Source organism: Pseudacidovorax sp. NFM-22 (genome assembly GCF_021401245.1).
GTDB lineage: Bacteria > Pseudomonadota > Gammaproteobacteria > Burkholderiales > Burkholderiaceae_C > Xenophilus.
The window spans coordinates 1,143,794-1,169,932 of the sequence record NZ_JACBFY010000002.1 but is presented as its reverse complement, the minus strand read 5'-3'; the positions used below and the strand labels follow the sequence as shown (position 1 = coordinate 1,169,932).

General features: G+C 70.0%; 23 protein-coding genes. 10 read left to right on the top strand and 13 right to left on the bottom strand.

Features of this window, described 5'->3' with window-relative positions; translation table 11 throughout:
• Positions 1-419: 419 nt before the first annotated feature.
• Positions 420-2,666 carry a TonB-dependent siderophore receptor gene (locus L0984_RS10915; protein ID WP_234193699.1) on the bottom strand — a complete coding sequence of 749 codons (2,247 nt, stop codon included), beginning with the start codon at positions 2,664-2,666 and terminating at the stop codon, positions 420-422.
• Between the two features lie 195 nt (positions 2,667-2,861).
• Between L0984_RS10915 and L0984_RS10910 the strand changes: the two genes are divergently transcribed.
• Positions 2,862-3,875: an LLM class flavin-dependent oxidoreductase gene (locus L0984_RS10910; protein ID WP_234193698.1), complete on the top strand. Its 1,014-nt coding sequence runs from the start codon at positions 2,862-2,864 to the stop codon at positions 3,873-3,875.
• Positions 3,876-3,925: 50 nt separating this feature from the next.
• Here the strand turns inward: L0984_RS10910 and L0984_RS10905 are convergent, their stop codons facing one another.
• From L0984_RS10905 to leuS, 5 genes are all read right to left on the bottom strand, one after another.
• A complete protein-coding gene (locus tag L0984_RS10905) occupies positions 3,926-4,837 on the bottom strand; it encodes a hypothetical protein (RefSeq protein WP_234193697.1) in 912 nt (303 codons plus the stop codon).
• Between the two features lie 211 nt (positions 4,838-5,048).
• Positions 5,049-5,774: a 5'-methylthioadenosine/adenosylhomocysteine nucleosidase gene (locus L0984_RS10900; protein WP_234193750.1), complete on the bottom strand. Its 726-nt coding sequence runs from the start codon at positions 5,772-5,774 to the stop codon at positions 5,049-5,051.
• A 38-nt stretch (positions 5,775-5,812) separates the two neighbouring features.
• On the bottom strand, positions 5,813-6,859 hold the full coding sequence (holA, locus tag L0984_RS10895) for a DNA polymerase III subunit delta (RefSeq protein WP_234193696.1): 1,047 nt from the start codon (positions 6,857-6,859) through the stop codon (positions 5,813-5,815).
• 13 nt (positions 6,860-6,872) lie between these two features.
• Entirely contained in the window at positions 6,873-7,436 is a 564-nt protein-coding gene (locus L0984_RS10890) for an LPS-assembly lipoprotein LptE (protein ID WP_234193695.1), read from the bottom strand.
• Positions 7,433-10,087, bottom strand: a complete 2,655-nt coding sequence (leuS, locus tag L0984_RS10885) for a leucine--tRNA ligase (protein WP_234193694.1) — start codon at positions 10,085-10,087, stop codon at positions 7,433-7,435. Before leuS ends, L0984_RS10890 begins: the two co-directional genes overlap by 4 nt.
• 206 nt (positions 10,088-10,293) lie before the next feature.
• On the opposite strand from leuS, the gene glgB reads away from it, so the two are divergent.
• From glgB to L0984_RS10850, 7 genes are read left to right on the top strand one after another with little or no spacing between them, the layout of a single operon-like run.
• Positions 10,294-12,462, top strand: coding sequence for a 1,4-alpha-glucan branching protein GlgB (gene glgB / locus L0984_RS10880; RefSeq protein WP_234193693.1), 2,169 nt, complete (start codon positions 10,294-10,296; stop codon positions 12,460-12,462).
• The gene (locus L0984_RS10875; RefSeq protein ID WP_234193692.1) at positions 12,455-12,733 is read left to right on the top strand and encodes a hypothetical protein; all 279 of its coding nucleotides are present in this window, start codon (positions 12,455-12,457) and stop codon (positions 12,731-12,733) included. The genes glgB and L0984_RS10875 overlap by 8 nt, the downstream gene beginning before the upstream one ends.
• On the top strand, positions 12,730-12,915 hold the full coding sequence (locus L0984_RS10870) for a hypothetical protein (protein WP_234193691.1): 186 nt from the start codon (positions 12,730-12,732) through the stop codon (positions 12,913-12,915). The genes L0984_RS10875 and L0984_RS10870 overlap by 4 nt, the downstream gene beginning before the upstream one ends.
• 8 nt (positions 12,916-12,923) lie before the next feature.
• Positions 12,924-14,963, top strand: coding sequence for a glycogen debranching protein GlgX (glgX, locus tag L0984_RS10865; protein WP_234193690.1), 2,040 nt, complete (start codon positions 12,924-12,926; stop codon positions 14,961-14,963).
• Positions 14,964-15,020: 57 nt separating this feature from the next.
• Entirely contained in the window at positions 15,021-16,340 is a 1,320-nt protein-coding gene (glgC, locus tag L0984_RS10860) for a glucose-1-phosphate adenylyltransferase (protein ID WP_234193689.1), read from the top strand.
• Positions 16,340-17,815, top strand: a complete 1,476-nt coding sequence (gene glgA, locus L0984_RS10855; protein WP_234193688.1) for a glycogen synthase GlgA — start codon at positions 16,340-16,342, stop codon at positions 17,813-17,815. Before glgC ends, glgA begins: the two co-directional genes overlap by 1 nt.
• A gap of 59 nt (positions 17,816-17,874) precedes the next feature.
• Positions 17,875-20,343, top strand: coding sequence for a glycogen/starch/alpha-glucan phosphorylase (locus L0984_RS10850; RefSeq protein WP_234193687.1), 2,469 nt, complete (start codon positions 17,875-17,877; stop codon positions 20,341-20,343).
• A 21-nt stretch (positions 20,344-20,364) separates the two neighbouring features.
• Here the strand turns inward: L0984_RS10850 and L0984_RS10845 are convergent, their stop codons facing one another.
• From L0984_RS10845 to L0984_RS10830, 4 genes are all read right to left on the bottom strand, one after another.
• Complete coding sequence (locus L0984_RS10845; RefSeq protein ID WP_234193686.1) at positions 20,365-20,829, bottom strand: ExbD/TolR family protein; 465 nt, start codon at positions 20,827-20,829, stop codon at positions 20,365-20,367.
• Positions 20,830-20,895: 66 nt separating this feature from the next.
• Positions 20,896-21,597: a MotA/TolQ/ExbB proton channel family protein gene (locus tag L0984_RS10840; RefSeq protein WP_234193685.1), complete on the bottom strand. Its 702-nt coding sequence runs from the start codon at positions 21,595-21,597 to the stop codon at positions 20,896-20,898.
• A 38-nt stretch (positions 21,598-21,635) separates the two neighbouring features.
• A complete protein-coding gene (gene dapB / locus L0984_RS10835; protein WP_234193684.1) occupies positions 21,636-22,475 on the bottom strand; it encodes a 4-hydroxy-tetrahydrodipicolinate reductase in 840 nt (279 codons plus the stop codon).
• A 94-nt stretch (positions 22,476-22,569) separates the two neighbouring features.
• Positions 22,570-23,124 (bottom strand): outer membrane protein assembly factor BamE, encoded by a 555-nt coding sequence (locus tag L0984_RS10830; protein WP_234193683.1) that lies wholly within the window; start codon positions 23,122-23,124, stop codon positions 22,570-22,572.
• A gap of 116 nt (positions 23,125-23,240) precedes the next feature.
• Between L0984_RS10830 and fur the strand changes: the two genes are divergently transcribed.
• Entirely contained in the window at positions 23,241-23,657 is a 417-nt protein-coding gene (fur, locus tag L0984_RS10825; RefSeq protein WP_076505370.1) for a ferric iron uptake transcriptional regulator, read from the top strand.
• A gap of 317 nt (positions 23,658-23,974) precedes the next feature.
• Here fur and hprK read toward each other — a convergent pair whose 3' ends face one another.
• The 3 genes from hprK to hpf form a co-directional block, all read right to left on the bottom strand.
• Positions 23,975-24,928 carry an HPr(Ser) kinase/phosphatase gene (hprK, locus tag L0984_RS10820; RefSeq protein WP_234193682.1) on the bottom strand — a complete coding sequence of 318 codons (954 nt, stop codon included), beginning with the start codon at positions 24,926-24,928 and terminating at the stop codon, positions 23,975-23,977.
• 94 nt (positions 24,929-25,022) lie between these two features.
• Positions 25,023-25,490 (bottom strand): PTS sugar transporter subunit IIA, encoded by a 468-nt coding sequence (locus L0984_RS10815; RefSeq protein ID WP_043119112.1) that lies wholly within the window; start codon positions 25,488-25,490, stop codon positions 25,023-25,025.
• 144 nt (positions 25,491-25,634) lie between these two features.
• Positions 25,635-25,964: a ribosome hibernation-promoting factor, HPF/YfiA family gene (gene hpf, locus L0984_RS10810; RefSeq protein ID WP_017757964.1), complete on the bottom strand. Its 330-nt coding sequence runs from the start codon at positions 25,962-25,964 to the stop codon at positions 25,635-25,637.
• Here hpf and L0984_RS10805 point away from each other — a divergent pair.
• Positions 25,963-26,115, top strand: coding sequence for a hypothetical protein (locus L0984_RS10805; protein ID WP_234193681.1), 153 nt, complete (start codon positions 25,963-25,965; stop codon positions 26,113-26,115). The two genes, hpf and L0984_RS10805, sit on opposite strands and share 2 nt — an antisense overlap.
• Positions 26,116-26,139: the final 24 nt, after the last annotated feature.

Here is a 26,139-nt window from a genome sequence, read left to right as displayed (position 1 = left end):
AGGCCCTGGTGCCGGTGAGGGCGTGGCGGCGCGCCTGTGGGGCGCCGAGGAGCGCAGGGCGGACGGGCTGCGGGCCTGCCGAAGGACAGGCCCGCTTCGTGAACTGACTCGCGGCGTTTGTCTGAGCGCAGCGCGAAGCGCGTAGCGAGTTATGCCGCGGCCCGTCTGCCCGAGCACCGCAGGGAAGTCGGCGCGCAGCGCCGACCGCCCCACTGAAGCGCCGCCACGCCCTCACCGGCACCAGGGGCGGACCACCGGGCACTTGCACTTGCGCAGCGCGCAGGCACAAGGCACAAGGCACAAGGCACAAGGCACAAGGCACAAGGCACAAGGCACAGAACAGAGAGAGCCCCTGAGCCCGGAGTTCAAGGGCTCAGGGCTCAGGGCTCAGGGCTCAACAACTCGGCCCCAACAAGCCCTCAGAACTTCGCCCGCAAGGTCAGCATGATGTTGCGCGGATCTGCATAGTTGGCGTAGTCCAGGTTGGCCCAGTACTTCTTGTTCGTCGCGTTGTTGATGTTCAGCGTCGCGCTCAGCCGCTCGTTGAACTTCCACGTCGCCCGCAGGTTCAGCACCGCCACCGGCGGATCGGTCACCGTCACCGTGCCCAGGATCGGGTGCGGGATGTTGAAGCCCTCGATCTTGGTCTGCCACTGCAGCCCACCGCCCACCGACAGTGGCGCCAGCGCCCCGCTCAGCTGGTAATCCGTCGACAACTGCAGCAGATATTCCGGGAAGTTGGCGTAGATCAGGTCGCTCGCGTTGCGCTCCACCTTCGTGCGCGTCAGGCCCGCACTCACGCGCCAGCGCGGCGTCACGAAGCCGGCCAGCTCGGCCTCGAAGCCGTACGAGCGCGTGCCGTCGACCGCGCGGTAGGCCGAGCCGCCATCGGGCAGCGTTCCGGCCGGCACGCTCGTGTCGCGCACGCCGAAGTTGTCCTGCTTGGTCTCGTAGAGGGCGAAGCTGCCCGTCAGGCGCCCGTCCAGCAGGTTGCCCTTGATGCCGAGCTCGGCATTGCTGCCCGTCACCGGCGCCAGCGGGTTGTTGTTGGCGTCGCGGTAGTTCTGCGGATTGAAGATGCGGCCGTAGCTCGCGTAGATGGACGCATCAGGCGTCACGTCGTACATCAGGCCCACGAAGGGCGTGCTCTTGCGCTCCACCTTCTGCACGCCGGTGGTGCTGACGTACTGGCCCGCGGTGTTGAAGCTGCTCGTCGCCCGCTCCCAGTTCGTCAGGCGCACGCCGGTCATCAGCGACAGCGCATCGGTCAGCCGCCAGCGGCCCGAGGCATACAGGCCGGTCTGGTCGGTGGTCTGCTCGTTCCAGGCGCCCGTCTTGCGGTAGTAGGGCTGCGGCGCATAGCCATTCCAGGCATAGATGTTGGGAATGTCGTAGCGCCAGCTCGACAGCGAGGTGTAGCCATCGGTGCGTGTCACCGTGTGGTAGTCGGCAATGCCCAGCACCACATCGTGCGTGCGGCCGCCGATGTGCAGCTTGCCCGACAGGTAGGTGTCGATGGCGTTCTGCGTCTCGGTGCCGCCGCCCACGGCGCCGTACAGCGTGATGCCAGCGCCGGTCAGGCGGTTGATGAAGGGCGCCGACAAGGTGGTGCGTCCGTAACCATAGGTGCGCAGGCTGAAGGTTTCGCCCTCGGTGCGGGCGATGCTCGCGCGCAGGCTCCAGTCGTCGTTGAACTGGTGCTCCAGGTTGGCATACAGCGTCTCGGACTCGCGGCTCCAGCGCGTCCACGATGGCGAGAAGCTGGTGGAGACCGGCAGGTCGATCTTGCCGCCGTCCGTGGCAAAGCGGGGGATCGTCCCCCAGATGGGCGCCTTGGGGTCGTTCTTCTGCCGCTGGTAGCCGATGGAGGCAACCGTGCTGCTGCCCAGGTCGGCCTCGACCACGGCCAGCATGGCGTTCTTGTCTTCCGAGTAGCGATCGCGGAAGGAATCCTTCTTCTGCGGCGCGATGACGAAGCGGCTGCGCACGCTGCCGTCGGCGTTGAGCGGCACGTTCAGGTCCAGCTCGGCGCGCTTGAAGTCCCACGAGCCGGCCGACAGCGACACCGAGCCGGCGAACTGCCGTTGCGGCCGCTTGCGCGTCAGGCTCACCGTGGCCGAAGGCGTGCCCACGCCGGTCAGGATGCCGTTGGCACCGCGCACGACGTCGATGCGCTCGTACAGCGCGGTGTCGAACTCCTGGTTGGTGGTGCTGCTGTAGCTGGGCAGGCCGTCGATCTGGAAGTCGGTGATCTGGAAGCCGCGCGCAAAGTACAGCGGCCGCTGCGTGTCATAGAAGCTCACGGCCACGCCGTTCACGTTGCGCAGCACGGCGTCGATGCTGGTGAGCGACTGGCGCTCGATCTGCTCGCGCGTGACGCTGGTGACGGACTGCGGCGTCTCGCGCGCCGTCAGCGGCAGGCGGGTGGTGGCGCTTTCACGTGCGCCCTGCACCGTGACCGCGTCCAGCGACTTCTGCGCCGAACGCCGCGCCGCAGGTGCCTCGGCGGCTTCGGCGGCCGGTTCCGCGGTCTCCGCGGTCGTCTGCGACCAGGCCGGCAACGCACCCAGCGCGAACACGGCCAGGGCCAGCGGGCGCAGCGGGAGACGCGGGGAGAAGCAGGAAGAAGAAGGGACGGCCGAGCGCGACCGGCGGCAAGCAGGCATGCAGATGCTCCTGGGGCAGGAATGAAAGGGCTGGCTGGCAGCGCTTTCCCCACAGGGACGCACAGCTTGCTATGGCGAAAAACGGCAGATTGTAAGAAGCCGTGCCAAGCCCCCACGGCGGGGCCGGTGGGCCGGCCTCCGACGCGCAAGGGCCCACGCCGGCAGGATCAATCCGATCGGTTCATGATCGGCGCCATGTCCGATTCGCAGCCGTTGCCCCTGTCCATCCTCGACCTGTCCCCGATCCGCGACGACGGCGATGCGGGACAGTCCTTCCGCCACTCGCTCTCGCTCGCCCAGCATGGCGAGGCGCTGGGCTTTCGCCGCTACTGGCTGGCCGAGCACCACGGCATGCCGGGCATCGCCAGCGCGGCCACCTCGACCCTGCTGGCCTACATCGGCGCCGGCACCCGGTCGATCCGCATCGGTGCCGGCGGCGTGATGCTGCCCAACCATTCACCGCTGGTCATCGCCGAGCAGTTCGGCACGCTGGAGTCGCTGTACCCCGGCCGCATCGACCTGGGCCTGGGCCGCGCACCGGGCTCGGACCAGCGCACCTCGCGCGCGCTGCGGCGCGACCTTGCCAGCGATGCCGACCAGTTTCCGCAGGACGTGCTGGAGCTGATGGATTTCATGAGCCCCGAGCCGCGCCAGCCCGTGCTGGCGGTGCCAGGCCGCGGTCTGCAGGTGCCCGTGTGGATCCTGGGCAGCAGCACCTTCGGCGCGCAACTGGCGGCGCACCTGGGCCTGCCCTATGCCTTCGCCTCGCACTTCGCGCCGCAGCAGCTGATGCCCGCATTGCGCATCTACCGCGAGACCTTCAAGCCCTCGGCCCAACTGGCCAAGCCCTATGCGATGGCCGGCTTCAACATCTTCGCGGCCGACGACGAAGCCCAGGCGCATCTGCTGGCCAGCTCGTGGCAGCAGTCCTTCGTCAATCTGCGCAGCGGCCGGCCGGGACGGCTGCCGCCGCCCGTGGCGGGCTACCGCGAGCGCATCGGCCCGTCCGAGAACATGCTGCTCGACAGCGTGCTCTCCTGCGCCGCCATCGGCACGAAGGAGACGGTGCGCGCAGGCCTGCAGGACTTCATGGACCGCACCGGCGTGCAGGAAGTGATCGTCGCCAGCGGCATCTACGACCATGCCGCACGGCTGCGCTCGTACGAGATCGCGGCCGAGGCCGCGCGCGAACTGCGCCGGCCCGCCTGAGGCAGACCGCGAAAGGCGGCGGCGCCTTGTGGAGCCGCCGCCGCGCCCGATCAGAAGCGGGCCTTGACCGCCGCGACCGGGCCCTGGAACTTGATGCGCAGCCCCTGCAGGCCGGGGTCGTCGCGCTTCAGGTCCACGTCGGTGACGGCATAGGCCAGCGACACGCCCACGTTGCGCCACGGGAACCATTCCGCACCCAGCTGCGCGTTGTAGATGCTGCCGTGCACACCGCTGCTGCCGCCCTTGCGGATGCCCGAGGCATCGAAGAACAGGCGCAGGTCGGGCGAGATGGCATGGCGCACACCCACTTCCAGCATCGGCGCCACGGCGTCGTCGCTGTCCTGGCGGCTGTAGTTGCCATTGCTGCCGTAGAAGCCCAGGCCCGGCAGGTTGGCGCTGGCGGCCGCGAAGGCGTTGGTCTCCAGCTTGACCTTGTAGTAGCCGATGCCGGCGCCGATGCCGAACACCGTGTTGCCCGAGCCGAACCAGTAGCGGTAGCCCAGGCGGGCCACGTCCAGGTCGAAGTTCAGGTTCGGGCCGGCCGTGCCGGTGACGCCGAAGGGGCCACTGGTGTAGCCCGCGGTGCCGGCGTTGGCGTAGTTCTGGCTGTAGCGGAAGGCCTCGAAGGAGATGCCGTGGTTGTCGCCCAGCAGGATCTCGCCGGCGATGCGCGGCAGCGCCTTGCGGTCGGCGGTCACGTCGCCGGTATTGAAGGAAGCGAAGGAATTGCCCACGGTCGCGCTGACCTTGGGCTCGGCATAGAAGGCACCAACCGACAGGCTGATGCGGTCCAGCGCGGGCGAGACCGTCGGGCGCAGGGCCGGATCGGTGGCCATCGTCGCCGTCTGCTGCTGGGCCAGGGCGGACAGGGGCAGCAACACGGAGCCGGCCGCCAGGGCCAGGGGCACGCCGGCGCGGCGCAGCGGACGGGGCGAGGGAGTGGAGGGCGAGAAGCGGGGCATGGTGCCGGTTCCTTCGACGGAAAGGGAAGACGAGCGCGGAGGTGCGGAAAGAAGGAGCGGACGGAAGCCGCCCGACCCCCGCGGTGCCAGCAGGGCCGGGACATGCAAGCCGTCCACTCGAATGCAGCCTATCGGTCGCGAGGCCGTGGCCAAGCGGAACGCGTCTTTCCTCGGTGTAGGACGGCCGCTGAGCCGCGTCCGTCCGGCGCGGTCAGAGCCTGGCGAGCGCCCGCCGCACGATGGCCGCGCTGAAGGGGCTGGCGACGCGTGCGACGAAGCGGCCGAAGTCCGCGTGGGCCGCGTCGTCGGCCCGGTCGGAGATGGTGCGCACGGCCGCGAAGGGCACGCCCCAGTCGTGGCAGACCTGGGCCACGGCGGCGCCTTCCATTTCCACGGCCAGCGCGTCGGGCAGCGCGGCGCGCAACGCGGCACTTTCGGCCGCTGTGGCGACGAAGCGGTCGCCGCTCACGATCAGGCCGCGGTGCAGCCGCGCCTGCGTCAGCGCGAACTCGGCCTGCACCTCGGCCGGCAGGTGCGTGGGCAGCGCGGCCAACACCTCCTGCGCTGCGGCGGCCAGGGCGTCGGCCAGCGCGGCGTTGGCGGGAAAGCGGGCGATGCCGGTCAGTGGCACCTCGTGGCGCGGAAAGAGCGGCGAGGCGTCCATGTCGTGCTGCAGCAGCTCGCGCGCCACCACCACGTCGCCCACCGCCACGCCGTCGCCCAGGCCGCCGGCCACGCCGGTGAAGAGCACGGCCCGCACGCCGTAGCGCGCCAGCAGCACGGCGGCCGTGGTGGCGGCGGCGACCTTGCCGATGCGCGAGAGCACCACGACCACCGGCCGGCCCTCCAGGTGGCCACGCCAGAACTGGCGGCCGGCGACCGTCTCGGCCTGTTCGTCGGGCATGGCGGCAAGCAGGGCCGCCAGCTCCTCGTGCATGGCGCCGACGATGGCGATGGGGGCGTCTTCTGCGGCGCTCACGCGCACAGCTTCGCCGTCATCAGCCCCAGCCGCTGCAGCGCCTGCCAGGGATCGGCGGGCCAGTCGGGCTGCTTGAGGCCCTTGACGATGCCGTCGGTGACATGCGCGGCGCGCAGCAGGCGGGCCAGCGCGCGCGGCGTGAGGCGCGGCAGCACGCGTTCGAAGGCGCGCTCGCGCGGGCCCCAGATGCGGTTCTCGCGCAGGGCCATGGGCAGGGGGCGGCCCGCGTCCATGGCGTCGCGCACGCGCTTGAGGGCGCGGATGTCCTCGGCCAGCGTGTAATGCACCAGCACCGCCGCCTCGCCCTCGGCCTGCAGGCCACCGAGCATGCGGGCGACGCGCGTCGCATTGCCCGAGAGCACCGCGTCGGACAGCTTGAACACGTCGTAGCGGGCCACGTTGTTGACGGCGGCCTCGACCTGTTCCCAGCCCAGCTCGCCGGGCGGGTGCAGCAGCGCCAGCTTCTGGATCTCCTGGTGGGCGGCGAGCAGGTTGCCCTCCACCCGGTCGGCGAAGAACTGCAGCGTGCGCTGGCCTTCCTCGCCGGCCTTCACGCGCTGGCCCTGACGCGCCAGGCGCTGGGCGATCCACTGCGGCAGCGCGCCGCGCTCCACCGGGTCGACCTGCAGCGTGACGCCATGCGACTCCAGGGCGCCGAACCAGGCGCCGCTCCTGGTCATCTTGTCCAGCCGCGGCAGGAAGACCAGCGTGAGCGTGCCGTCGCTGGCCGATGCGCCCTCGGCGATCTGCTGCAGGGCGGTGCTGCCGTCCTTGCCGGGCTTGCCCGACGGGATGCGGATCTCGATCAGCTGCCGGTCGGCGAAGAGGCTGAGCGAGCCGCCCGCGGCCAGCACGCTGCTCCAGTCGAAGTGGGCGCCGGCCACGGTGAAGCTGCTGCGCTCGGTGTAGCCGGCCGCGCGGCCGGCGGCGCGGATGGCATCGGCCGCCTCCTGCACCAGCAGCGGCTCGTCGCCGTGCACGGTGTAGAGGGTGCGCAGGCCCTTGGCCAGGTGCGCGTCGAGCTGGGCGGCGGCCAGTTGCATCGGGACGACGGACTCAGGACGCGGCGGGTGGCTTGGCCGCCGCCAGGCGGCGCACCAGCTGCTGGGCCATGTCCTGCATCATGTCGCGGTACAGGAAGTTCTGTTCCGCTTCCTTGGCCAGCACGGTGTTCTCGTTGTAGCTGATGTCGCGCGACAGCGTGATCGAGGTCTTGGGGATCAGCTCGCGGCCGTCCTTGGTGCGCAGCCGGTAGCTGATCTGCAGCGTGATCGACAGGTCGCGGGCCTGGCCCGTGGAATTGGTCGACAGGATGGCGCTGTTGCGGGATTCGTCGCTGAGCTCACAGATGGCCTCGGCCTCGGCCACCGGGTCGGTGTTGGCCAGCACCTTCAGGTCGCCCTGGCCGCGCAGCGCGCGGCGCAGCTCGGCGGCCACGCCCGGCACGCCGGTCACGGCGATGGAGCGGAAGGGAAACTGCGCGGCCCCGCGCAGCCGGAAGCCGCAGCCGCCCAGCAGCGCGGCCACGGGCAGCATGGCCGCGCCCGCCAGCAGGCCACGGCGCGAGACGCGCTGCGCCGTGTCCGACGGCCGCCCGGCAAGGCGCGCGCCCGTCGTCATGCCACCACCACGTTGACCAGGCGGCCCGGCACCACGATCACGCGCTTCACGGCCTGGCCGTTCGCATGCTTGGTGAAGGCCTCGCTGGCCACGGCCAGGGCCTCGATCTCGGCCTTGTCGGCACTGGCCGGCACCACCACGGCGCCGCGCAGCTTGCCGTTGATCTGCAGCATGAGTTCGACCTCGTCCTGCGCCAGCGCGCCTTCGTCCACCACGGGCCAGGGGGCGTCGAGCAGCACGCCCTGCGCCTCGGCATAGCCCAGCTGCTTCCACAGCTGGTGCGTCAGGTGCGGCGTGACCGGGTAGAGCACGCGCAGCAGGATGCCGAAGCCCTCGCGCAGCGCAGCCACGCCGCCTTCCTCGCCCTCGGCCTTGAAGCCTTCGAGCGCATTGAGCAGCTTCATCGCGCCGGAGACGACGGTGTTGTACTGCATGCGCTGGTAGTCGTAGTCGACCTGGCGCAGCACGGTGTGCACCTCGCGGCGCAGGGCCTTGGCGGCCTTGCCGGGCGCGGCGCCATCGGCGGCGGGCATCGCGGCCAGCGCCTGGCCGAAGTTCCACACGCGGCGCAGGAAGCGGAAGCTGCCTTCCACCGCCGCGTCGTTCCACTCCAGCGTGGCCTCGGGCGGGGCGGTGAACATGGTGTACAGGCGCGCGGTGTCGGCGCCGTACTTCTCGATCAGCTCCTGCGGATCGACGCCGTTGCGCTCGCTCTTGCCCATCTTGCCGACGCCGCCGTACTCGACCACCGTGCCGTCGGCCGTGGTGCCGCCGGTGATGCGGCCCTGGGCGTCCAGGGTGGGCGTGACCTCGGCGGGCGGGAAGTAGTCCTTGCCGCCCTTGGCATTGCGCTTGTAGTAGATGTGGTTGAGCACCATGCCCTGCGTGAGCAGGCGGGTGAAGGGCTCGTCGATCGTCACCAGGCCCAGATCGCGCATCACCTTGGTCCAGAAGCGCGCGTACAGCAGGTGCAGGATGGCGTGCTCGATGCCACCGATGTACTGGTCCATGCCGCTGCCGCCGGCGGCATCGCCCTGGCCACGCATCCAGTAGCGCGCGCCGTCGGCCACCATGGCCTGATCGTTGGCCGGGTCGCAGTAGCGCATGAAGTACCACGAGCTGTCCACGAAGGTGTCCATCGTGTCCGTCTCGCGGCGGGCCGGCTTGCCGCAGGTGGGGCAGGTACAGGCCAGGAAGTCCTCGCGCTTGTTCAGCGGATTGCCGCTGCCGTCGGGCACGCAGTCGGTGGGCAGCACCACGGGCAGGTCCTGCTCGGGCACCGGCACCGGGCCGCAGTCGGGGCAGTGGATGATCGGGATCGGCGTGCCCCAGTAGCGCTGGCGGCTGATGCCCCAGTCGCGCAGGCGCCAGGTGGTCTTCTTGGCGCCCAGGCCCTTTTCTTCCAGCACCTGCGCCACGGCGTCCACGGCCTCGTGATGGCGCATGCCGCTGAAGTTGTCGGAGTTGATGGTGACGCCGCGTTCCTTGTCGGCGTACCAGTCCTGCCAGTGGTGGAAGTCGAAGTGCGGCTCGTCGTCCACCAGCACCACCTGCACGATCGGGATGCCGTACTTGTTGGCGAAGGCGAAGTCGCGCTCGTCGTGCGCCGGCACGCCCATGACGGCGCCGTCGCCGTAGCTCATGAGCACGTAGTTGCCGACCCAGACGGGCACCTGCTCGTCGGTGATCGGGTGCGTGACGGTGAGGCCCGTGGGCACGCCCTTCTTCTCCTGCGTGGCCAGCTCGGCCTCGGTCACGCCGCCGGCCTTGCATTCGGCGATGAAGGCGGCGACCTCCGGGTTCGACGCCGCTGCGTGGGCGGCCAGCGGATGCTCCGGCGCCACGGCGCAGAAGGTCACGCCCATGATGGTGTCGGCGCGCGTCGTGAAGACGTACATGCGCCCGTCCTGGATCGGCGCGCCGTCCGCGCCGCGGATGCCGTGCGTGAAGGCGAAGCGCACGCCGCTGCTCTTGCCGATCCAGTTCTCCTGCATCAGCCGCACGCGCTCGGGCCAGCCGGGCAGCTTGTGCTGCACATGGTCGAGCAACTCTTCGGCGTAGTCGGTGATCTTGAGGTAATAGCCGGGGATCTCGCGCTTCTCGACCGGGGCGCCGGTGCGCCAGCCGCGGCCGTCGATCACCTGCTCGTTGGCCAGCACGGTCTGGTCCACCGGGTCCCAGTTGACGACCTGGGTCTTGCGGTAGGCGATGCCCTTCTCGAGCATCTTGAGGAACAGCCACTGGTTCCACTTGTAGTAGCTGGGGTCGCAGGTGGCGACCTCGCGGCTCCAGTCGATGGCCAGGCCCATGGCCTGCAGCTGGCCCTTCATGTACGCGATGTTCTCGTACGTCCACTTGGCCGGCGGCACGCCGTTCTTGAGCGCCGCGTTCTCGGCCGGCAGGCCGAAGGCGTCCCAGCCCATGGGCATGAGCACGTTGTAGCCGCTCATGCGCAGGTAGCGCGCCAGCATGTCGTTGATGGTGTAGTTGCGCACATGGCCCATGTGCAGCTTGCCGCTGGGATACGGCAGCATGGAGCAGGCGTAGTACTTCTTCTTGCCCGCGACTTCGGTCACGCGGTAGACATCGGCGGCGGTCCAGTCGGCCTGGGCGGCGGACTCGACTTCACTCGGTTGGTAGGTGGGATTCATGGGCTTGGCACAGGCACCCGGCGCAGGGCGGGCCGGGGACCGGCGATTATCAGGGCTCGGCGCAGGCCGCACGGGGTGGCCCGTTTCTCGCTTGCGGCGCGGGCGACCACCGGGACCGGCCTGGCCTCCAGTCCCGCCGGACGGCCCAGGGTATTCGCTACATTTGGAACCCCTGCGGCGTCCTCTTCGCCATCCCCCTTTTCCGAATGCTTTCCGACGGCGAAATCCAGTCCCTCATGCGGACCGAGCATGGCGACCCCTTCGCCGTGCTCGGCCCGCACCGCGTGGCCGGCGGGCTGCGCATCGCGGCCCTGCTGCCGGGGGCACGCCAGGTCGCGGTGCTGCATGCGGCCTCGGGCGATCCGCTGGCGGTGCTGCAGCGCCAGGGCGACTCGGATGTCTTCGCCGCCCTGGTGCCCGCCGCCCCGGCCGAGCTGGGCTACCTGCTGCAGGTGCAGTGGGACGACGGCCATGCCTCCCGCCTGCACGACCCCTACCGCTTCGGACCCGTGCTGTCCGACCTGGACGTGTGGCTGCTGGCCGAAGGCACGCACCTGCGGCCCTTCGAGGTGCTGGGCGCGCATCCGCGCGTGCAGGCCGGCGTGCACGGCGTGGCCTTTGCCGTCTGGGCGCCGCATGCGCACCGCGTGTCGGTGGTGGGCGACTTCAACACCTGGGACGGCCGCCGCCACCTGATGCGGCGTCGGCCCGAATGCGGCGTGTGGGAGATCTTCGCGCCGCATGTGCAGCCCGGCGATGCCTACGAATTCGAGATCCTGGCCGCGGACGGGGCGCTGCTGCGCAAGGCCGACCCCTACGCCTTCGGCGCCCGCCTGCGGCCCGGGACCGCCAGCGTGGTGCGCGAATTGCCGCCGCCCCTGCCGCTGCCGCCCGAGCGCGCCGCCGCCAACCGGCGCGACGCGCCCATCAGCATCTACGAGGTGCACCTGGGCTCCTGGCGCCGCAAGAACGGCCACGAATGGCTCAGCTACCGCGAGCTGGCCGAGACGCTGGTGCCCTATGCCGCCGGGCTTGGCTTCACCCACCTGGAGCTGCTGCCGATCAGCGAGCACCCCTTCGACGGCTCCTGGGGCTACCAGCCGATCGGGCTGTATGCGCCGACCTCGCGCTTCGGCACGCCGGAGGACTTCCGCCATTTCGTGCAGGCCGCCCATGCCGCCGGGCTGGGCGTGATCCTGGACTGGGTGCCGGCGCACTTTCCCACCGACGCGCATGGCCTGGCGCGCTTCGACGGCACCGCCCTGTACGAGTACGAAGACCGGCGCGAGGGCTTCCACCGCGACTGGAACACGCTCATCTTCAACTGGAAGCGCACCGAGGTCTGCAACTACCTGGTCGGCAATGCCCTGTACTGGCTGGAGCGCTTCGGCATCGACGGCCTGCGGGTGGACGCCGTGGCCTCCATGCTCTACCGCGACTACAGCCGCCCGCACGGCGAGTGGCTGCCCAACGAACACGGCGGCCGCGAGAACCTGGAAGCCATCGCCTTCCTGCGCCGCATGAACCAGGTGGTGGGCACCGAGCGACCCGGCGCCGTCACCTTCGCCGAGGAATCGACCAGCTTCCCGCGCGTCACCCAGCCGCCCGAAGCCGGCGGCCTGGGCTTCCACTACAAATGGAACATGGGCTGGATGAACGACACCCTGGCCTACGTTCACACCGATCCGCTGCACCGCCGCCACCAGCACCGGCAGATCACCTTCGGCCTGATGTACGCCCACAGCGAGAACTTCGTGCTGCCGCTCTCGCACGACGAGGTGGTGCACGGCAAGGGCCCGCTCATCGACAAGATGGCCGGCGGCGACGACTGGCAGCGCTTTGCCGGGCTGCGGCTGCTGTACGGCTGGCAATGGGCCTATCCGGGCAAGAAGCTGCTGTTCATGGGCGGCGAGTTCGCCCAGACGCGCGAATGGAGCCACGACCGCAGCCTCGACTGGCAGCTGCTCGACCACGCGCCGCACCAGGGCGTGCAGCGCCTGGTGCGCGAACTCAACCGCCTGTACCGCCACTTTCCGGCCCTGTTCGAGCAGGACTGCGAACCCCAGGGCTTCGAATGGATGGTGCACGACGACGAGGCGCAGTCCGTTTTCGCCTTCGTGCGCCGCGCACCCGACGGCGCCCTGCTGCTGGCGGTGGCCAACTTCACGCCCGTCGTGCGCCACGACTACCGCGTGGGCGTGCCCCGGGCCGGTGCCTGGCGCGAGGTGCTCAACACCGACAGCGAGCTGTTCGGCGGCAGCGGCGTGGTCAACGGCATGGCCAACACGGTGCCCGAGCCGATGCACGGCCAGGCCCAGCACCTGGCGATCACCGTGCCGCCGCTGGCGGTGACGTGGTGGGTGGCCCATGGCTGAGCCCAAGATCGTCATCATTGCCGGCCCGAACGGAGCGGGAAAAACCACTTTCGCCCGCGCCTTCCTGCCACAGGAAGCGCAAGTGCTGCGTTTCATCAACGCGGACCTGATCGCAGCGGGGCTGTCGCCCTTCGCCCCTGAAGCCGCGGCCATCCTTCAGGCCGGCCGTGACAATTTTGATCGGCGCTATCGTCAGGCGGTCGATGCCTGGGCGCTGTATGACAACTCGGGCGACGAGCCCACGCTGATCGACTGGGGAGAAGCACCATGAGCGCCAGACCCATTTCCCAAGCCAAGGACCGGGACCTGCCCGCCTCGCTGGCAGCCTTGCGGCGGGCTGCCGCAGCGGCGCGCGAGACCGCTGCGCGGACCGGAACCGCCGTGGTCGTGGTGCGCAACCAGAAGGTCGTGCGCCTGAGCGGCCCCGCACTGAGCCCTACCCGCGAGCACTGACCGGCCACATGCTGGCTGACGGCCGTCCCTTTCCCCTCGGCGCCACGCTCCTGCCCGGCGGCGGCGTCAACTTCGCCCTGGTCGCGCCGCGGGCCGAGGCGGTGGAGCTGTGCCTCTTCGACGCCACGGGCCGGCAGGAGCAGCAGCGCCTGGCGCTCACGCACTGCACCGACGGCATCTGGCATGGCCTGCTGCCGGCGGCGCGCGCCGGGCTGGTCTACGGCTGGCGCGTGCATGGCCCCTGGGCGCCGCACGAAGGCCATCGCTTCAACCCGGCCAAGCTGCTGCTCGACCCCTACGCCCGCGAGGTGGTCGGCCAGTACCGCGGCGAAGACCTCTTCCTGGGCCATGTCCCGGGCCAGCCCGGGGTGCGCGACACGCGCGACAACGCCGCCATCGCCCTCAAGGCCCGCGTGACCGCCCCGCTGCCGCCCCTGGCCATGCCGCGGCCGCGCATCGCTGCGGGCGAACGGGTGCTCTACGAGCTGCATCCCAAGGGCCACACGATGCTGCACCCGGCCGTGCCGCCGGAGCACCGCGGCCGCTATGCCGGCCTGGCCCAACCCGCGGTGCTCGACCATCTGCATCGCCTGGGCGTGACCACGCTGAGCCTGATGCCCGTGCAGCACCGCGCCGACGAAGAGCGCCTGCAGAAGCTGGGCCTGGCCAACTACTGGGGCTACAGCCCCATCGGCTGGTTCGCGCCCGAGGCGCGCTATGCCAGCGAAGGCGGCAGTCCCGTGGCCGAGTTCCGCGCCCTCGCCGAGGCGGTGCATGCGCGCGGCATGGAGCTGGTGATCGACGTGGTGTTCAACCACAGCGCCGAGACCGACGAGCTGGGCCCGACGCTCTCGCTGCGCGGCATCGACAACGCCCTCTACTACCGCCTGCGTGCCGACGACCCCGCCTTCTACGAGAACTGGAGCGGCTGCGGCAACTGCCTGGACTTCTCCGAGCCGCGCGTGGTGCAGCTGGCCATGGACGCCCTGCGCCACTGGGTCACCGAACTGGGCGTGGACGGCTTCCGCTTCGACCTGGGCCCGATGCTGGGCCGCGGCGCGGATGGCGGCTTCGACGCCCGTGCCCCCTTCCTCGCCGCCTGCCTGCAGGACCCGGTGCTGTCGCAGGCCCTGCTGATCGCCGAGCCCTGGGACATCGGCCCCGGCGGCTACCAGCTGGGAGCCTTCCCGCCCGGCTGGCTGGAGTGGAACGACCGCTTCCGCGACACGCACCGCGCCTTCTGGCTGCACCGCGCCGTGGGCCGGGGCGAGTTCGCGCACCGGCTCGCCGGCTCCAGCGGCGAGTTCCACCACGACGGCCGGGCGCCCACGGCCAGCGTCAACTTCATCACCGCGCACGACGGCTTCAACCTGCGCGACCTGCTCAGCTACAACGAGCGCCACAACCTGGCCAACGGCGAGCAGGGCCGCGACGGCCACGCCCACAACCTCAGCCACAACCAGGGCGTGGAAGGCGACACCGACGACGCGGCCGTGCTGGCCCGCCGCCAGCGCCTGGCGCGCACCCTGCTGGCCGCGCTGATGTGCGCCCAGGGCACGCCCATGCTGCTGGCGGGCGACGAGCTGGGCCACAGCCAGGGCGGCAACAACAACGCCTACTGCCAGGACAACGAGACCACCTGGATCGACTGGACCCGCGCCGACGCCGCGCTGGTGGACTTCACGGCACGCCTCACGGCCCTGCGCCGCCGGGCCGCGCCGCTGCGACGCGCCCGCTGGTGGTCGGCCGAGCCGGCCGCGGGCGAGCCCCGCCTGCGCTGGCTGTCGCCCGAGGGCCGCGCCATGGAGCCGGCCGACTGGGAACGGGGCCAGGCCCACGCCATGGCCGTGCGCTTCGAGGGCGAGGCCGGCGACGGCGACTGGCTGCTGCTGGTCAACGCCGAGGAGGCCCCGGCACCGTTCGTGCTACCTCCCGGCGACTGGCACCTGCACCTGGCCACGAACGACGAGACACCCACCGCGCCGCGGCGCCTGTCGGTCCACGAGACGCTGCCGCCCGGCACGCTCTGGCTGGCAGGGCCCGCCTGACGACTGCCGACTTTGCCTTCCACAAGACCGACACCGACCCCACAGGAGACTCACGGGATGGACCATTCCCTCGAAACCCATCAGCTGGTGCGCCGAAGCATCGCCCTGGTCCTGGCCGGCGGCCGGGGCTCGCGGCTCAAGCAGCTGACCGACCGCCGCGCCAAGCCGGCCGTCTTCTTCGGCGGCAAGTTCCGCATCATCGATTTCGCCCTGTCCAACTGCATCAATTCCGGCATCCGCCGCGTGGCGGTGGTCACCCAGTACAAGTCGCATTCGCTCATGCGCCACCTGCAGAGCGGCTGGAACTTCCTGCGCGCCGAGTTCGGCGAGATGGTCGAGGTGCTGCCCGCCCAGCAGCGGGTGAGCGAAGACCACTGGTACCGCGGCACGGCCGACGCCGTCTACCAGAACGCCGACATCATCCGCTCGCGCTCGCACCGGCACGACTACGTGGTGGTGCTGGCCGGCGACCACATCTACAAGATGGACTACTCCCTCATGCTGCGCGACCACGTGGCCAACGGCGGCGGCTGCACCGTCGGCTGCATCGAGGTGCCGCGCGAGGAGGCCACCGCCTTCGGCGTGATGGCCGTGGACGAGGCCCGCCGCGTCACCGCCTTCATCGAGAAGCCCGCCGACCCGCCCCCGATGCCCGGCAAGCCCGACGTGGCGCTGGCCAGCATGGGCATCTACATCTTCGATGCCGAATACCTCTACCGGCTGCTGGAGGAGGATGCCGACAACCCCGCTTCGGAGCACGACTTCGGCAAGGACATCATCCCGCGCGCCGTGGCCGAAGGCCGGGCGCTGGCGCATCCCTTCGGCATGTCCTGCGTCAGCCGCGTGCAGGACGCCGTGCCCTACTGGCGCGACGTGGGCACCATCGACGCCTTCTGGTCCGCCAACCTCGACCTGGCCTCCATCACGCCCGAGCTGGACATCTACGACGACGACTGGCCGATCTGGACCTACCAGCGCCAACTGCCGCCGGCCAAGTTCGTGCCCGACCGCGACGGCAACCCGGGGCAGGCGGTGAACATCATCGTCTCGGGTGGCTGCATCGTCTCGGGCTCCGGCGTGCGCAATTCGGTGCTGTTCTCGGGCGTGCGCGTGCACTCCTTCTGCGACATCGAGGAGGCGGTGATCCTGCCCGACGTGACCATCGGCCGCGGCTGCAAGCTGCGCAAGGTGGTGATCGACCGCGCCTGCGTGCTGCCCGACGGGCTGATCGTGGGCGAGGACCCGGTGGCCGACGCCGAGCGCTTCGAGCGCACGGCCGGTGGCGTGGTGCTGATCACGCGCGAGATGCTGCGCCGCCTGGGCCTGCAGCAGCCCGTGGAGAACCTCGCCAGCTACGGCAAGGGCGGCTCGGCCTGATGCGCATCCTGCAAGTGAGCGCGGAGCTCTTCCCGCTGCTCAAGACCGGCGGCCTCGCCGACGTGACCGGCGCCCTGCCCCTGGCCCTGGCGGCCGCGGGCGCCGACGCCCGGGTGCTGCTGCCCGCCTTTCCGGCCATCGCGGCCGGCGTGGCCGATGCACGGCCGGTGGCGTCCTTCCATGCGCCCTGGGGCGAGCCCGCCCTGCTGCGCTTCGGCTACATCGATGGCGGTGCGGGGCGGCTGCTGCCCACCTACCTGATCGATTCGCCCGCCCTGTACGACCGCCCGGGCAATCCCTACGAAGGCCCCGGCAAGCAGCCCTACGGCGACAACCACCGCCGCTTCGCCATGCTGGGCTGGGCCGCCGCGCTGCTGGCCCAGGGGCTGGACCCGCTGTGGCGCCCCGAGCTGCTGCATGCGCACGACTGGCACGCCGGCCTGGCGCCGGCCTACCTGGCTTTCGCGCGCCAGCGCGGCCAGGGCGCGGACGTGCGCAGCGTCTTCACCATCCACAACCTGGCCTACCAGGGCCAGTTCGGCGGCTGGGCCTTCGCCGAGCTGGGCCTGCCGCCCGAGGCCTTCCAGGTCGAGGGGCTGGAATACCACGGCGACGTCTCCTTCATGAAGGCGGGCCTGTTCTACGCCGACCGCATCACCACCGTCAGCCCCACCTATGCCCAGGAGATCCAGACGCCCGAGCAGGGCTTCGGCCTCGACGGCCTGCTGCGCGCGCGCAGCGGTGCGCTGCACGGCATCCTCAACGCCGTGGACGAGACGGTGTGGAACCCCGCCACCGACAGCCACCTGGCGCAGCGCTTTTCCATGCCCGAGGGCCGGCGCATGGCGGGCAAGGCCCGCTGCAAGGCGGCGCTGCAGCATGAGCTGGGCCTGGCGGTGGACGAGCGCGCACCGCTGTTCATCGTCGTCAGCCGGCTGACCGAGCAGAAGGGCCTGCATCTGGTGCTGGGCGGCATCGACGCCCTGCTCGAACGCGGCGGCCAGCTGGCCGTGCTGGGCAGCGGCGACGCCTGGATGGAACAGGCCTTCCGCGAGCGCGCGGCCGCGCAGCCCAAGCGCATCGCCGCGCGCATCGGCTACGACGAGCCGTTGGCCCACCGCCTCTTCGGCGGCGCCGACGTGGTGCTGGTGCCCTCGCGCTTCGAGCCCTGCGGCCTGACGCAGATGTACGGCCTGCGCTACGGCGCCCTGCCGCTGGTGCACCGCGTGGGCGGCCTGGCCGACACGGTGGTGGACTGCGCGCTGGAGAACATGGCCGAGGGCACGGCCACCGGCTTCGTGTTCGAGCGCTTCGAGGGCGAGGACTACGCCCGCGCCCTGCGCCGGGCCTTCGCCCTGTACGAGCGACCCGCCGACTGGCGCCGCGTGCGGGCCACCGCCATGCGCCGGCCGGCCGACTGGGGCACCGCCGCCGAGCACTATCTCACGGTCTACCGGGAGGCCCTGGCCCATTAAATGCTGGGGAACCTTCGGCGCCGGGCCCCTTCCCATCCACGAAAGCTTTCAAGAACGCCATGACTCCAGCCGACTTCGAATACGACCATCCCGATCGTGACGTTGCCGCCTTCAAGCGCTCCGTGGCGACCAAGCTCATGTACGCCGTCGGCAAGGACCCGGTGGCCGCCAGCCAGGACGACTGGCTCGCCGCCACCGCCCTGGCCGTGCGCGACCAGCTGGTCGAGCGCTGGATGGCCACCACCCGCGCCAGCTATGCGCAGGACGTCAAGCGCGTGTACTACCTGTCGATGGAATTCCTCATCGGCCGCACCTTCACCAATGCGCTGCTGGCAGTCGACCTGTACGACACCGTCAAAGCCGCCCTGGCCGACTTCGACATCGACGTCAGCGCCCTGGCCGAGCGCGAGCCCGATGCGGCCCTGGGCAACGGCGGCCTGGGCCGGCTGGCGGCCTGCTTCCTGGATTCGATGGCCACGCTGGGCGTGCCGGGCATGGGCTACGGCATCCGCTACGAATACGGCATGTTCCGCCAGCGCATCATCGACGGCCAGCAGGTGGAGACGCCCGACTACTGGCTCACGCGCGGCAACCCGTGGGAGTTCCAGCGGCCCGAGGTCAAGTACCGGGTGCGCTTCGGCGGCCATGTGGAAGGCCGCCAGGCCTACGGCGCCGCCAAATGGGTCGGCACGCACGACGTGCTGGCCATCGCCTACGACACCATCATCCCGGGCTACGGCACCCAGGCCACCAACACGCTGCGTCTGTGGTCCGCCCGCGCGACCGAAGAGATCGACCTCTCGGCCTTCAACCGCGGCAACTACTTCGAGGCGGTGGAGACCAAGAACCACTCCGAGAACGTGTCGCGCGTGCTCTACCCCGACGACTCCACGCTCTCGGGCAAGGAGCTGCGCCTGCACCAGGAATACTTCTTCTGCAGCGCCAGCGTGCAGGATCTGGTGCGCCGCTACCTGCGCACGCACACCGGCTTCGACCAGCTGCACGAGAAGGTCAGCATCCACCTGAACGACACGCACCCCGTGCTGGCCGTGCCCGAGCTGATGCGCCTGCTGGTGGACGAGTACAACGTCGGCTGGGACGAAGCCTGGGCCCAGACGCAGAAGGTCTTCAGCTACACCAACCACACGCTGATGCACGAGGCGCTGGAGACCTGGCCGGTGGAGATGCTCGGCCGCGTGCTGCCGCGCCACCTGCAGATCATCTTCGACATCAACGCGCGCTTCCTGGGCGAGGTGGCCGCCGAGGTCGGCCAGGACACCGACCTGATGCGCCGCCTCTCGCTGGTGGACGAATCGGGCGAGCGCCGCGTGCGCATGGCCTACCTGGCGGTGCTGGCCAGCCATTCGGTCAACGGCGTGTCGGCGCTGCATTCCGAGCTGATGAAGCAGTCGATCTTCGCGGACTTCGCGCGGCTCTTCCCCGATCGCTTCAACAACAAGACCAACGGCGTCACGCCGCGGCGCTGGCTGGCGCAGGCCAACCCGCCGCTGGCCGCGCTGCTGGACAAGCGGATCGGCCGCGGCTGGCGGCGCGACCTGTCGCAGCTGGAGGCGCTCAAGCCCATGGCCGAGCAGCCCACCTTCGTGCGCGCCTTCCGCCATGCCAAGCGCGAGAACAAGCTGCGCCTGGCCAACTGGATCGAGCAGCACATGGGCGTGGTGGTGGACACCGACGCCATGTTCGACGTGCAGGTCAAGCGCATCCACGAGTACAAGCGCCAGCTGCTGAACGTGCTGCACGTCATCACACGCTACCACCGCATCCTGGACGATCCGCATGGCCACCACGTGCCGCGCGTCGTCATCTTCGCGGGCAAGGCGGCCTCGGCCTACTTCACGGCCAAGCAGGTGATCCGGCTCATCAACGACGTGGCCGCGGTGGTCAACGCCGACGAGCGCGTGGGCAAGCTGCTGAAGGTGGTCTTCCTGCCCAACTACTCGGTGAGCCTGGCCGAGATCATCATGCCGGCGGCCGACCTGTCGGAGCAGATCTCCACCGCCGGCACCGAGGCCTCCGGCACCGGCAACATGAAGTTCGCCATCAACGGCGCGCTGACCATCGGCACGCTGGACGGCGCCAACGTGGAGATGAAGGAGAACGTCGGCGACGACAACATCTTCATCTTCGGCAACACCACGCCGCAGGTGGCCGAGATCCGCGCCAAGGGCTACCGGCCGCGCGAGTTCTACGAAGGCGATGCCGAGCTCAAGCGCACGCTGGACGCGATCCAGTCGGGCGCCTTCTCGCCCGGCGAGCCGGGCCGCTACCAGGGCCTGTTCGACACGCTGGTGAACTGGGGCGACCACTACCTGCTGCTGGCCGACTACGCGGCCTACGTGGCCAAGCAGGCCGAGGTGGACGCGCTTTACCGCGACGCCGATGCCTGGGCACGCAAGGCCATCCTGAACGTGGCGGGCATGGGCGTGTTCTCGTCGGACCGCACCATCGCCGAATACGCGCACGACATCTGGCGCACCAAGCCGGTGGTGCTGGGCAAGGCGGGCTGAGGCCGCGGGTCGGGCCCGCGTTCAGCGGGGCGCGGTGGCGGGCGTCGGTCCGGCCGCCGGTTCGGCCACGAAGCCGATGCGCTGGATGCCAGCCTCACGCGCGGCGTCCATTAGCGTGACGATCTCGCCATAGGGCCGGCTGCGGTCGGCACGCAGTTGCAGTTCGATGTCCGGCACACCCGCGGCGGCGGTGCGCAGGCGCTGCGCCAGGGCCTGCGTGTCGGCCACGGGCTGGTCGTCGACGAACAGGCGGCCCTGCGCATCCAGTGCCACGCTGATGGCGCGGGGCTGCTCCACGGGCGCAGCGGCCCCGGCGGTAGGCAGGTCGAGACGGATCGAACTGGCCATCAGCGGCGCCGTCACGATGAAGATCACCAGCAGCACCAGCATCACGTCCACCAGCGGCGTGACGTTGATGTCGGCCATCGGCCGCGCGGCGGGGCCGGTGCGCGGGTTCAGGCGGTCGGTGCTGCGGCCGAAGGCCATGGCGGATGGTCGTCCTGGTGAGGGTGATAAGAGCGCGCCGGGCTGTCGGAAGCGGCCGCCCAACGATCAGGCTGTGACCGGCATCGGCCGAGCGGGCGGCAGCGGTGCCGTGGCCGGATCAGGGGCGAACACGGCCAGCAGGTCGTGCGCGAAGCCTTCGAGTTCGGCCTCCATGTGGCCGATGATGCGGCCGAAGACGTTGTAGGCCGCCACGGCCGGCAGGGCCACGGCCAGGCCGAAGGCGGTCATGATCAGCGCCTCGCCCACCGGGCCGGCCACCTTGTCGATGGTGAAGCCGCCCGCCTGGCCCGCGATGCTGACCAGCGCGCCATGGATGCCCCACACGGTGCCCAGCAGGCCCACGAAGGGCGCCGTGGCACCGATGGTGGCCAGCAGGATCTGCCCCGCCTGCAGCTGCCGCAGCACGGCCTGCAGCGCATCGCGCAACGCGCGGGTGAGCGGCGCCTGCGGCTGGCCCAGGGCCTGCAACGTGTCGGGTACGGTGCGCGCGGGCAGCGACTGCACCGCCTGCGCCAGCGGCAGCACATGGCGGCGCGGGTCGAGTCCTGCCAGTCGGGCCACGCCCTCGCCCACGTTCGGCGCCTGCCAGAAGAGCGCCACCGCACGGGCCAGCCGGCCGGCTCCGCCGCGAAGCGCCCACGCTTTCCACAGCAGCGTGACCCAGCTGGCCACCGACATCAGCAGCAGAAACAAGGCGACGCCGCGGCCGACGGCGTCGGCCTGGTCCAGCAGCGAAAGGGCGCCCATCGTCTGCTCGCGCGGTCGCGGTGAAGGGAATGGCGTGCTCAGCGCAGGCCGAGCACGTCGAACATGTCGAACAGGCCGTTCTTCTTGCCGGCCAGGAAGCGCACCGCGCGCAGGCTGCCCTGGGCATAGCCGGCGCGGCTGCTCGACTTGTGCGAGATCTCGATGCGCTCGCCCGTGCCGGCGAACAGCACCGTGTGGTCGCCCACGATGTCGCCGCCGCGGATGGTGGCGAAGCCGATGGTGGAGGGGTCGCGCTCGCCGGTCACGCCTTCGCGGCCGTAGACGGCGCATTCCTTCAGGTCGCGGCCCAGCGCGTCGGCGATCACCTCGCCCATCTTGAGCGCGGTGCCCGACGGCGCGTCCACCTTGTGGCGGTGGTGCGCCTCGATGACCTCGATGTCGTAGCCGGTGGAAAGCGCCTTGGCCGCCATCTCCAGCAGCTTGAAGGTGACGTTGACGCCGACGCTCATGTTGGGCGCCATGACGATGGCGATGTCCTTGGCGATCTCGGCGATCTCGGCCTTCTGCGCATCGCTGAAGCCGGTGGTGCCGATCACGGCCTGCACACCCAGTTCGCGGCAGACGGCCAGATGGGCCATCGTGCCTTCGGGGCGGGTGAAGTCGATCAGCACCTGCGCACCGGCGAGGCCAGCCCGCAGGTCGGCCGTCACGGCCACGCCGGAGGCAAAGCCCAGGAAGGCGCCCGCATCGCCGCCCAGCGTGGGGCTGCCTTCGCGGTCGAGGGCGCCGGCCAGCTGGCAGTCGTCCGCGGCGCGCACCGCCTCGATCAGCATGTGGCCCATGCGGCCGGAGGCGCCCGCGACGGCGATGCGGTGCGAGGCGGAAGACGGAGAGGAGGCGACGGGAGCGGCGGTCATGCGCGTTCGCTTTCGGTGCGGGAGGGCAAGAACAACGAAGGCCGCCGGGCCGGCCGCGTTGCGACGGCGGCGACCGGCGGCCTTGGGAGAAGGCTCAGCGGGTTTCGAGCGGGGGGTAGCTCGGCGGCAGCGGCTGGGTGCTGCGCGGCAGGTCCTGCGTGGGCGACGCGGACACGGCCGGTTTGAATTTCTTGAGTTCGTCTTCCGAGGCCTGCAGCTCGGGCACCTTGCCGCTGCGCTTGCGGGTGTCCAGCGTGGCGACGAACTCCTCTTCGGAAGGCATGGTGTCGCCCTCGAAGCGGGCCAGCGTGTCGCCGTCGAAGAACACCGTCAGGCGGCGTTGCTGCGGCTCGACGCCCTGGCGGCGGATGGTGAAGACGTAGTCCCAGCGGTTGGCATGGAAGACGTCGGTGAGCAGTGGCGTGCCCAGGATCTCGCGCACCTGCTGGCGCGACATGCCGGTCTTGAGGGCGTCCACCTGCTCCTTGGAGACGAAGTTGCCCTGCACCACCTCGACCTTGTACGGCGTGATCGCGTTGAGGGCGCCGCGCACACGATCACCGGTGCTGCTGCAGCCGGCGATGCCGACGCCGACCAGCAGGACGGCCGCCAGACGAAAGCCGCTCGGGCGGAGAAGTTGTCCAGGCATGGGGAAAAAGCGTGGCGATATGATCCGGGCATTGTAGCGGCCGGCCTCTGCCAGGGCGGCTCCGACCCACAGGCAGCGCGGGCATGCCACCCGCCTCGCCAATGCCGGAATCCACCATGGGCAACATCGAAGAACTCAAGAGCACCGGCCTCAAAGCCACCCTTCCCCGCCTGAAGATCCTGGAGATCTTCCAGACCGGCGGCCAGCGCCACATGACGGCCGAAGACGTGTTCCGCGTGCTGCTGAACGAGCGCTCCGACATCGGCCTGGCCACCGTGTACCGTGTGCTGACCCAGTTCGAGCAGGCCGGCATCCTGGAGCGCAGCCACTTCGAGAGCGGCAAGGCGGTCTACGAACTCAACGAGGGCACGCACCACGACCACCTGGTGTGCACCGTCTGCGGCAAGGTCGAGGAGTTCTACGACGCCGAGATCGAGCGCCGCCAGCAGATGATCGCCAAGGACAAGGGCTGGGAACTGCAGGATCACGCCATGTCGCTCTACGGCGTGTGCAACGACTGCAGGAATCGGTAGCACCCCCCATGCCGCTTCGCGGCTCCGGGCGGCCGCCAGAGGCGGCTGCTCTTCGGGCACGTCCAAGCCTGCACTGGCAGGCTTGGAGCCGCGGCCCTCAGCCCCTCTCTTGCGCCTTCGGCTTGGAGGGGGGCGCACCCAGAGGCCTGGCAAAGCCGGTTCCTCGGGTACCCTGACATGGCCTGCTCCGCGGCCTTTTGATCAGGGGAAGCAGGAGCCAGCCGATGCCCTCTAAAGACGGCCAGCGTGCCGCTGAACAACGGCTCATCAATGAACGAAGCCCCTTCCGGGGCTTTGTTCATTCGGGGGACTGCAGCTCACGCGCCGCCGCTCTCCATGGCCTTGTGGTGGCGGGCGACGAAGTCGGCATAGGTGTCGATGCCGCGCAGCTGCAGGATGGAATTGCGCACGGCAGCTTCGACCAGCACGGCGATGTTGCGGCCGGCCACCACCTGGATGACCACCTTGCGGATCGGCACGCCCAGCACGTCCTGCGTGAGCGGCTCGGCGGGCATGCGCTCGTAGTCGCGCTCGAAGGAGTCGCGCCGCACGAGGTGAACGATGAGCTTGAGCCGCATCTTCCGGCGCACGGCCGTCTCGCCGAAGATGGCCTTGATGTCCAGCAGGCCGATGCCGCGCACCTCCAGCAGGTTCTGCAGCAGGTCAGGGCAGCGGCCCTCGATGGTGGCCTGGTTGATGCGGAACAGGTCCACCGCGTCGTCGGCCACCAGGCCGTTGCCGCGCGAGATCAGCTCCAGGCCCAGTTCGCTTTTGCCCAGGCCCGATTCGCCGGTGATCATCACGCCCATGCCCAGGATGTCCATGAACACGCCGTGCATCGAAGTGCGCTCGGCAAAGTGCTTGGACAGGTAGGCCCGCAGCACGTCGATCACGAAGGCCGAGGATTCGCGGGTGGCGAAGAGCGGCAGTTGCGCCCGCTCGCAGATGGACAGCAGCTCGTCCGGCGCGGCCTGGCCATCGGCCAGCACCAGCATGGGCGGCTCCAGCGTGACGATGCGGGCCACGCGCCGGGCGCAGTCCTCGGGCGATCCGCGCGTGAGGTACGCGACCTCCCGGGCGCCCATGATCTGCACGCGGTAGGGATGGATGTAGTTCAGGTAGCCGACCAGGTCGGCGGCCGAGCGGGCATTGCTGATGACCTCGGGGTCGAACTGCCGCTCCGAGGCGCCGAGGCCCGCCAGCCACTCCCAGCGCAGGGAGCCGCGGAAATCCTCGAACATCGCATCGGCACTGATGACGGTGGGCTTCATGCGGCCATTGTCCACAGAGGCGAGCCCCCGTCGGGGCACCCGCGCGACGTCATGAGAAAGCAGGAAAGGGCGCGAACCCCGGGGCGTGCGCCCCTCAGACCACCTGGGCCGAGCGCCAGCCCGCGATCAGGGCATGCAGCTCGCCGGCGTCGGCGCTGCTCTTGATCTTCTCGCGCAGGGGCGCGTCGCTCAGCATCTCGGCGATCTCGGACAGGATCTCCAGGTGCTTCTGCGTGGCCGTCTCCGGCACCAGCAGGAAGATGAGCAGCGCCACGGGCTGCTCGTCGGGCGCGTCGAAACCGATGGGATGGGCCAGCTGGAAGACCGCCGCCATCGGCGACTTCAGGCCCTTGATGCGCCCGTGCGGGATGGCAACGCCGTGGCCCAGGCCGGTGGAACCGAGTCGCTCGCGGGCGAACAGGCTGTCGGTGATGAGCGCGCGGCCGAGGCCGTGCAGGTTCTCGAACAGCAGGCCCGCTTCCTCGAAAGCACGCTTCTTGCTGGTGGCGTCCACGCTCACGAGCACTTGAGCGGACGGCAGGATGGATGCGAGTCGGTTCATGGTGGGGGGCGAATCGGGGCGCGATTATGCACCCGGGCTAACCCTTGTACCAGACATGGAAAAGCCGCCCGGAGGCGGCTTTTCAAGAGGATTTGCCCCGAGCAGGGGCTCGGCGGCATGGCAGGCGGTGTCGCCTGCGGGACTTCACATCAGGCGCTTGGGCGAGGGATGACCATGGTCCTGAAGGCGGTCCTTGTGACGGACGACCTGGCGGTCGAGCTTGTCCATGAGTTCGTCCACCGCCGCATACAGGTCGGCATGGCTGGACTCGGCGAACATGTCGTTGCCCTTCACGTGGATGCTGCATTCGGCGCGTTGCCGGCGTTCCTTTTCCTTCTGCTTCTCCACGGTAAGGATCACCTTGACGTCCACCACGCGGTCGAAGTGCCGCGTGATGCGGTCGAGCTTGGTGGTGACGTAGCTGCGCAGCGAAGGCGTGACGTCGAGGTGATGGCCGCTGATCGTCAAATTCATGAATGACCTCCTGGAATTGACGGTTGGGGAAATGGCCGGTTCTTCGAAAGGAAGGCGCCGGCCGGCGGAACTCAAGCGGATGCGCGAGGCAATGCGGGATGTCGGCGGGGACGATGTGCAGGGGTGGGAAGAAGGCGTGTCGGTGCGTTGAATTCACTATGCGCGCGGCGTCATC

What these genes read in the sequence shown, in the direction of transcription:
- L0984_RS10915 (WP_234193699.1), bottom strand. Translation starts at nt 2,666, where the DNA reads ATGCCTGCTTGCCGCCGGTCGCGCTCGGCCGTCCCTTCTTCTTCCTGC.
- L0984_RS10910 (WP_234193698.1), top strand. Translation starts at nt 2,862, where the DNA reads ATGTCCGATTCGCAGCCGTTGCCCCTGTCCATCCTCGACCTGTCCCCG.
- L0984_RS10905 (WP_234193697.1), bottom strand. Translation starts at nt 4,837, where the DNA reads ATGCCCCGCTTCTCGCCCTCCACTCCCTCGCCCCGTCCGCTGCGCCGC.
- L0984_RS10900 (WP_234193750.1), bottom strand. Translation starts at nt 5,774, where the DNA reads ATGCACGAGGAGCTGGCGGCCCTGCTTGCCGCCATGCCCGACGAACAG.
- holA (WP_234193696.1), bottom strand. Translation starts at nt 6,859, where the DNA reads ATGCAACTGGCCGCCGCCCAGCTCGACGCGCACCTGGCCAAGGGCCTG.
- L0984_RS10890 (WP_234193695.1), bottom strand. Translation starts at nt 7,436, where the DNA reads ATGACGACGGGCGCGCGCCTTGCCGGGCGGCCGTCGGACACGGCGCAG.
- leuS (WP_234193694.1), bottom strand. Translation starts at nt 10,087, where the DNA reads ATGAATCCCACCTACCAACCGAGTGAAGTCGAGTCCGCCGCCCAGGCC.
- glgB (WP_234193693.1), top strand. Translation starts at nt 10,294, where the DNA reads ATGCTTTCCGACGGCGAAATCCAGTCCCTCATGCGGACCGAGCATGGC.
- L0984_RS10875 (WP_234193692.1), top strand. Translation starts at nt 12,455, where the DNA reads ATGGCTGAGCCCAAGATCGTCATCATTGCCGGCCCGAACGGAGCGGGA.
- L0984_RS10870 (WP_234193691.1), top strand. Translation starts at nt 12,730, where the DNA reads ATGAGCGCCAGACCCATTTCCCAAGCCAAGGACCGGGACCTGCCCGCC.
- glgX (WP_234193690.1), top strand. Translation starts at nt 12,924, where the DNA reads ATGCTGGCTGACGGCCGTCCCTTTCCCCTCGGCGCCACGCTCCTGCCC.
- glgC (WP_234193689.1), top strand. Translation starts at nt 15,021, where the DNA reads ATGGACCATTCCCTCGAAACCCATCAGCTGGTGCGCCGAAGCATCGCC.
- glgA (WP_234193688.1), top strand. Translation starts at nt 16,340, where the DNA reads ATGCGCATCCTGCAAGTGAGCGCGGAGCTCTTCCCGCTGCTCAAGACC.
- L0984_RS10850 (WP_234193687.1), top strand. Translation starts at nt 17,875, where the DNA reads ATGACTCCAGCCGACTTCGAATACGACCATCCCGATCGTGACGTTGCC.
- L0984_RS10845 (WP_234193686.1), bottom strand. Translation starts at nt 20,829, where the DNA reads ATGGCCTTCGGCCGCAGCACCGACCGCCTGAACCCGCGCACCGGCCCC.
- L0984_RS10840 (WP_234193685.1), bottom strand. Translation starts at nt 21,597, where the DNA reads ATGGGCGCCCTTTCGCTGCTGGACCAGGCCGACGCCGTCGGCCGCGGC.
- dapB (WP_234193684.1), bottom strand. Translation starts at nt 22,475, where the DNA reads ATGACCGCCGCTCCCGTCGCCTCCTCTCCGTCTTCCGCCTCGCACCGC.
- L0984_RS10830 (WP_234193683.1), bottom strand. Translation starts at nt 23,124, where the DNA reads ATGCCTGGACAACTTCTCCGCCCGAGCGGCTTTCGTCTGGCGGCCGTC.
- fur (WP_076505370.1), top strand. Translation starts at nt 23,241, where the DNA reads ATGGGCAACATCGAAGAACTCAAGAGCACCGGCCTCAAAGCCACCCTT.
- hprK (WP_234193682.1), bottom strand. Translation starts at nt 24,928, where the DNA reads ATGAAGCCCACCGTCATCAGTGCCGATGCGATGTTCGAGGATTTCCGC.
- L0984_RS10815 (WP_043119112.1), bottom strand. Translation starts at nt 25,490, where the DNA reads ATGAACCGACTCGCATCCATCCTGCCGTCCGCTCAAGTGCTCGTGAGC.
- L0984_RS10805 (WP_234193681.1), top strand. Translation starts at nt 25,963, where the DNA reads ATGAATGACCTCCTGGAATTGACGGTTGGGGAAATGGCCGGTTCTTCG.
- hpf (WP_017757964.1), bottom strand. Translation starts at nt 25,964, where the DNA reads ATGAATTTGACGATCAGCGGCCATCACCTCGACGTCACGCCTTCGCTG.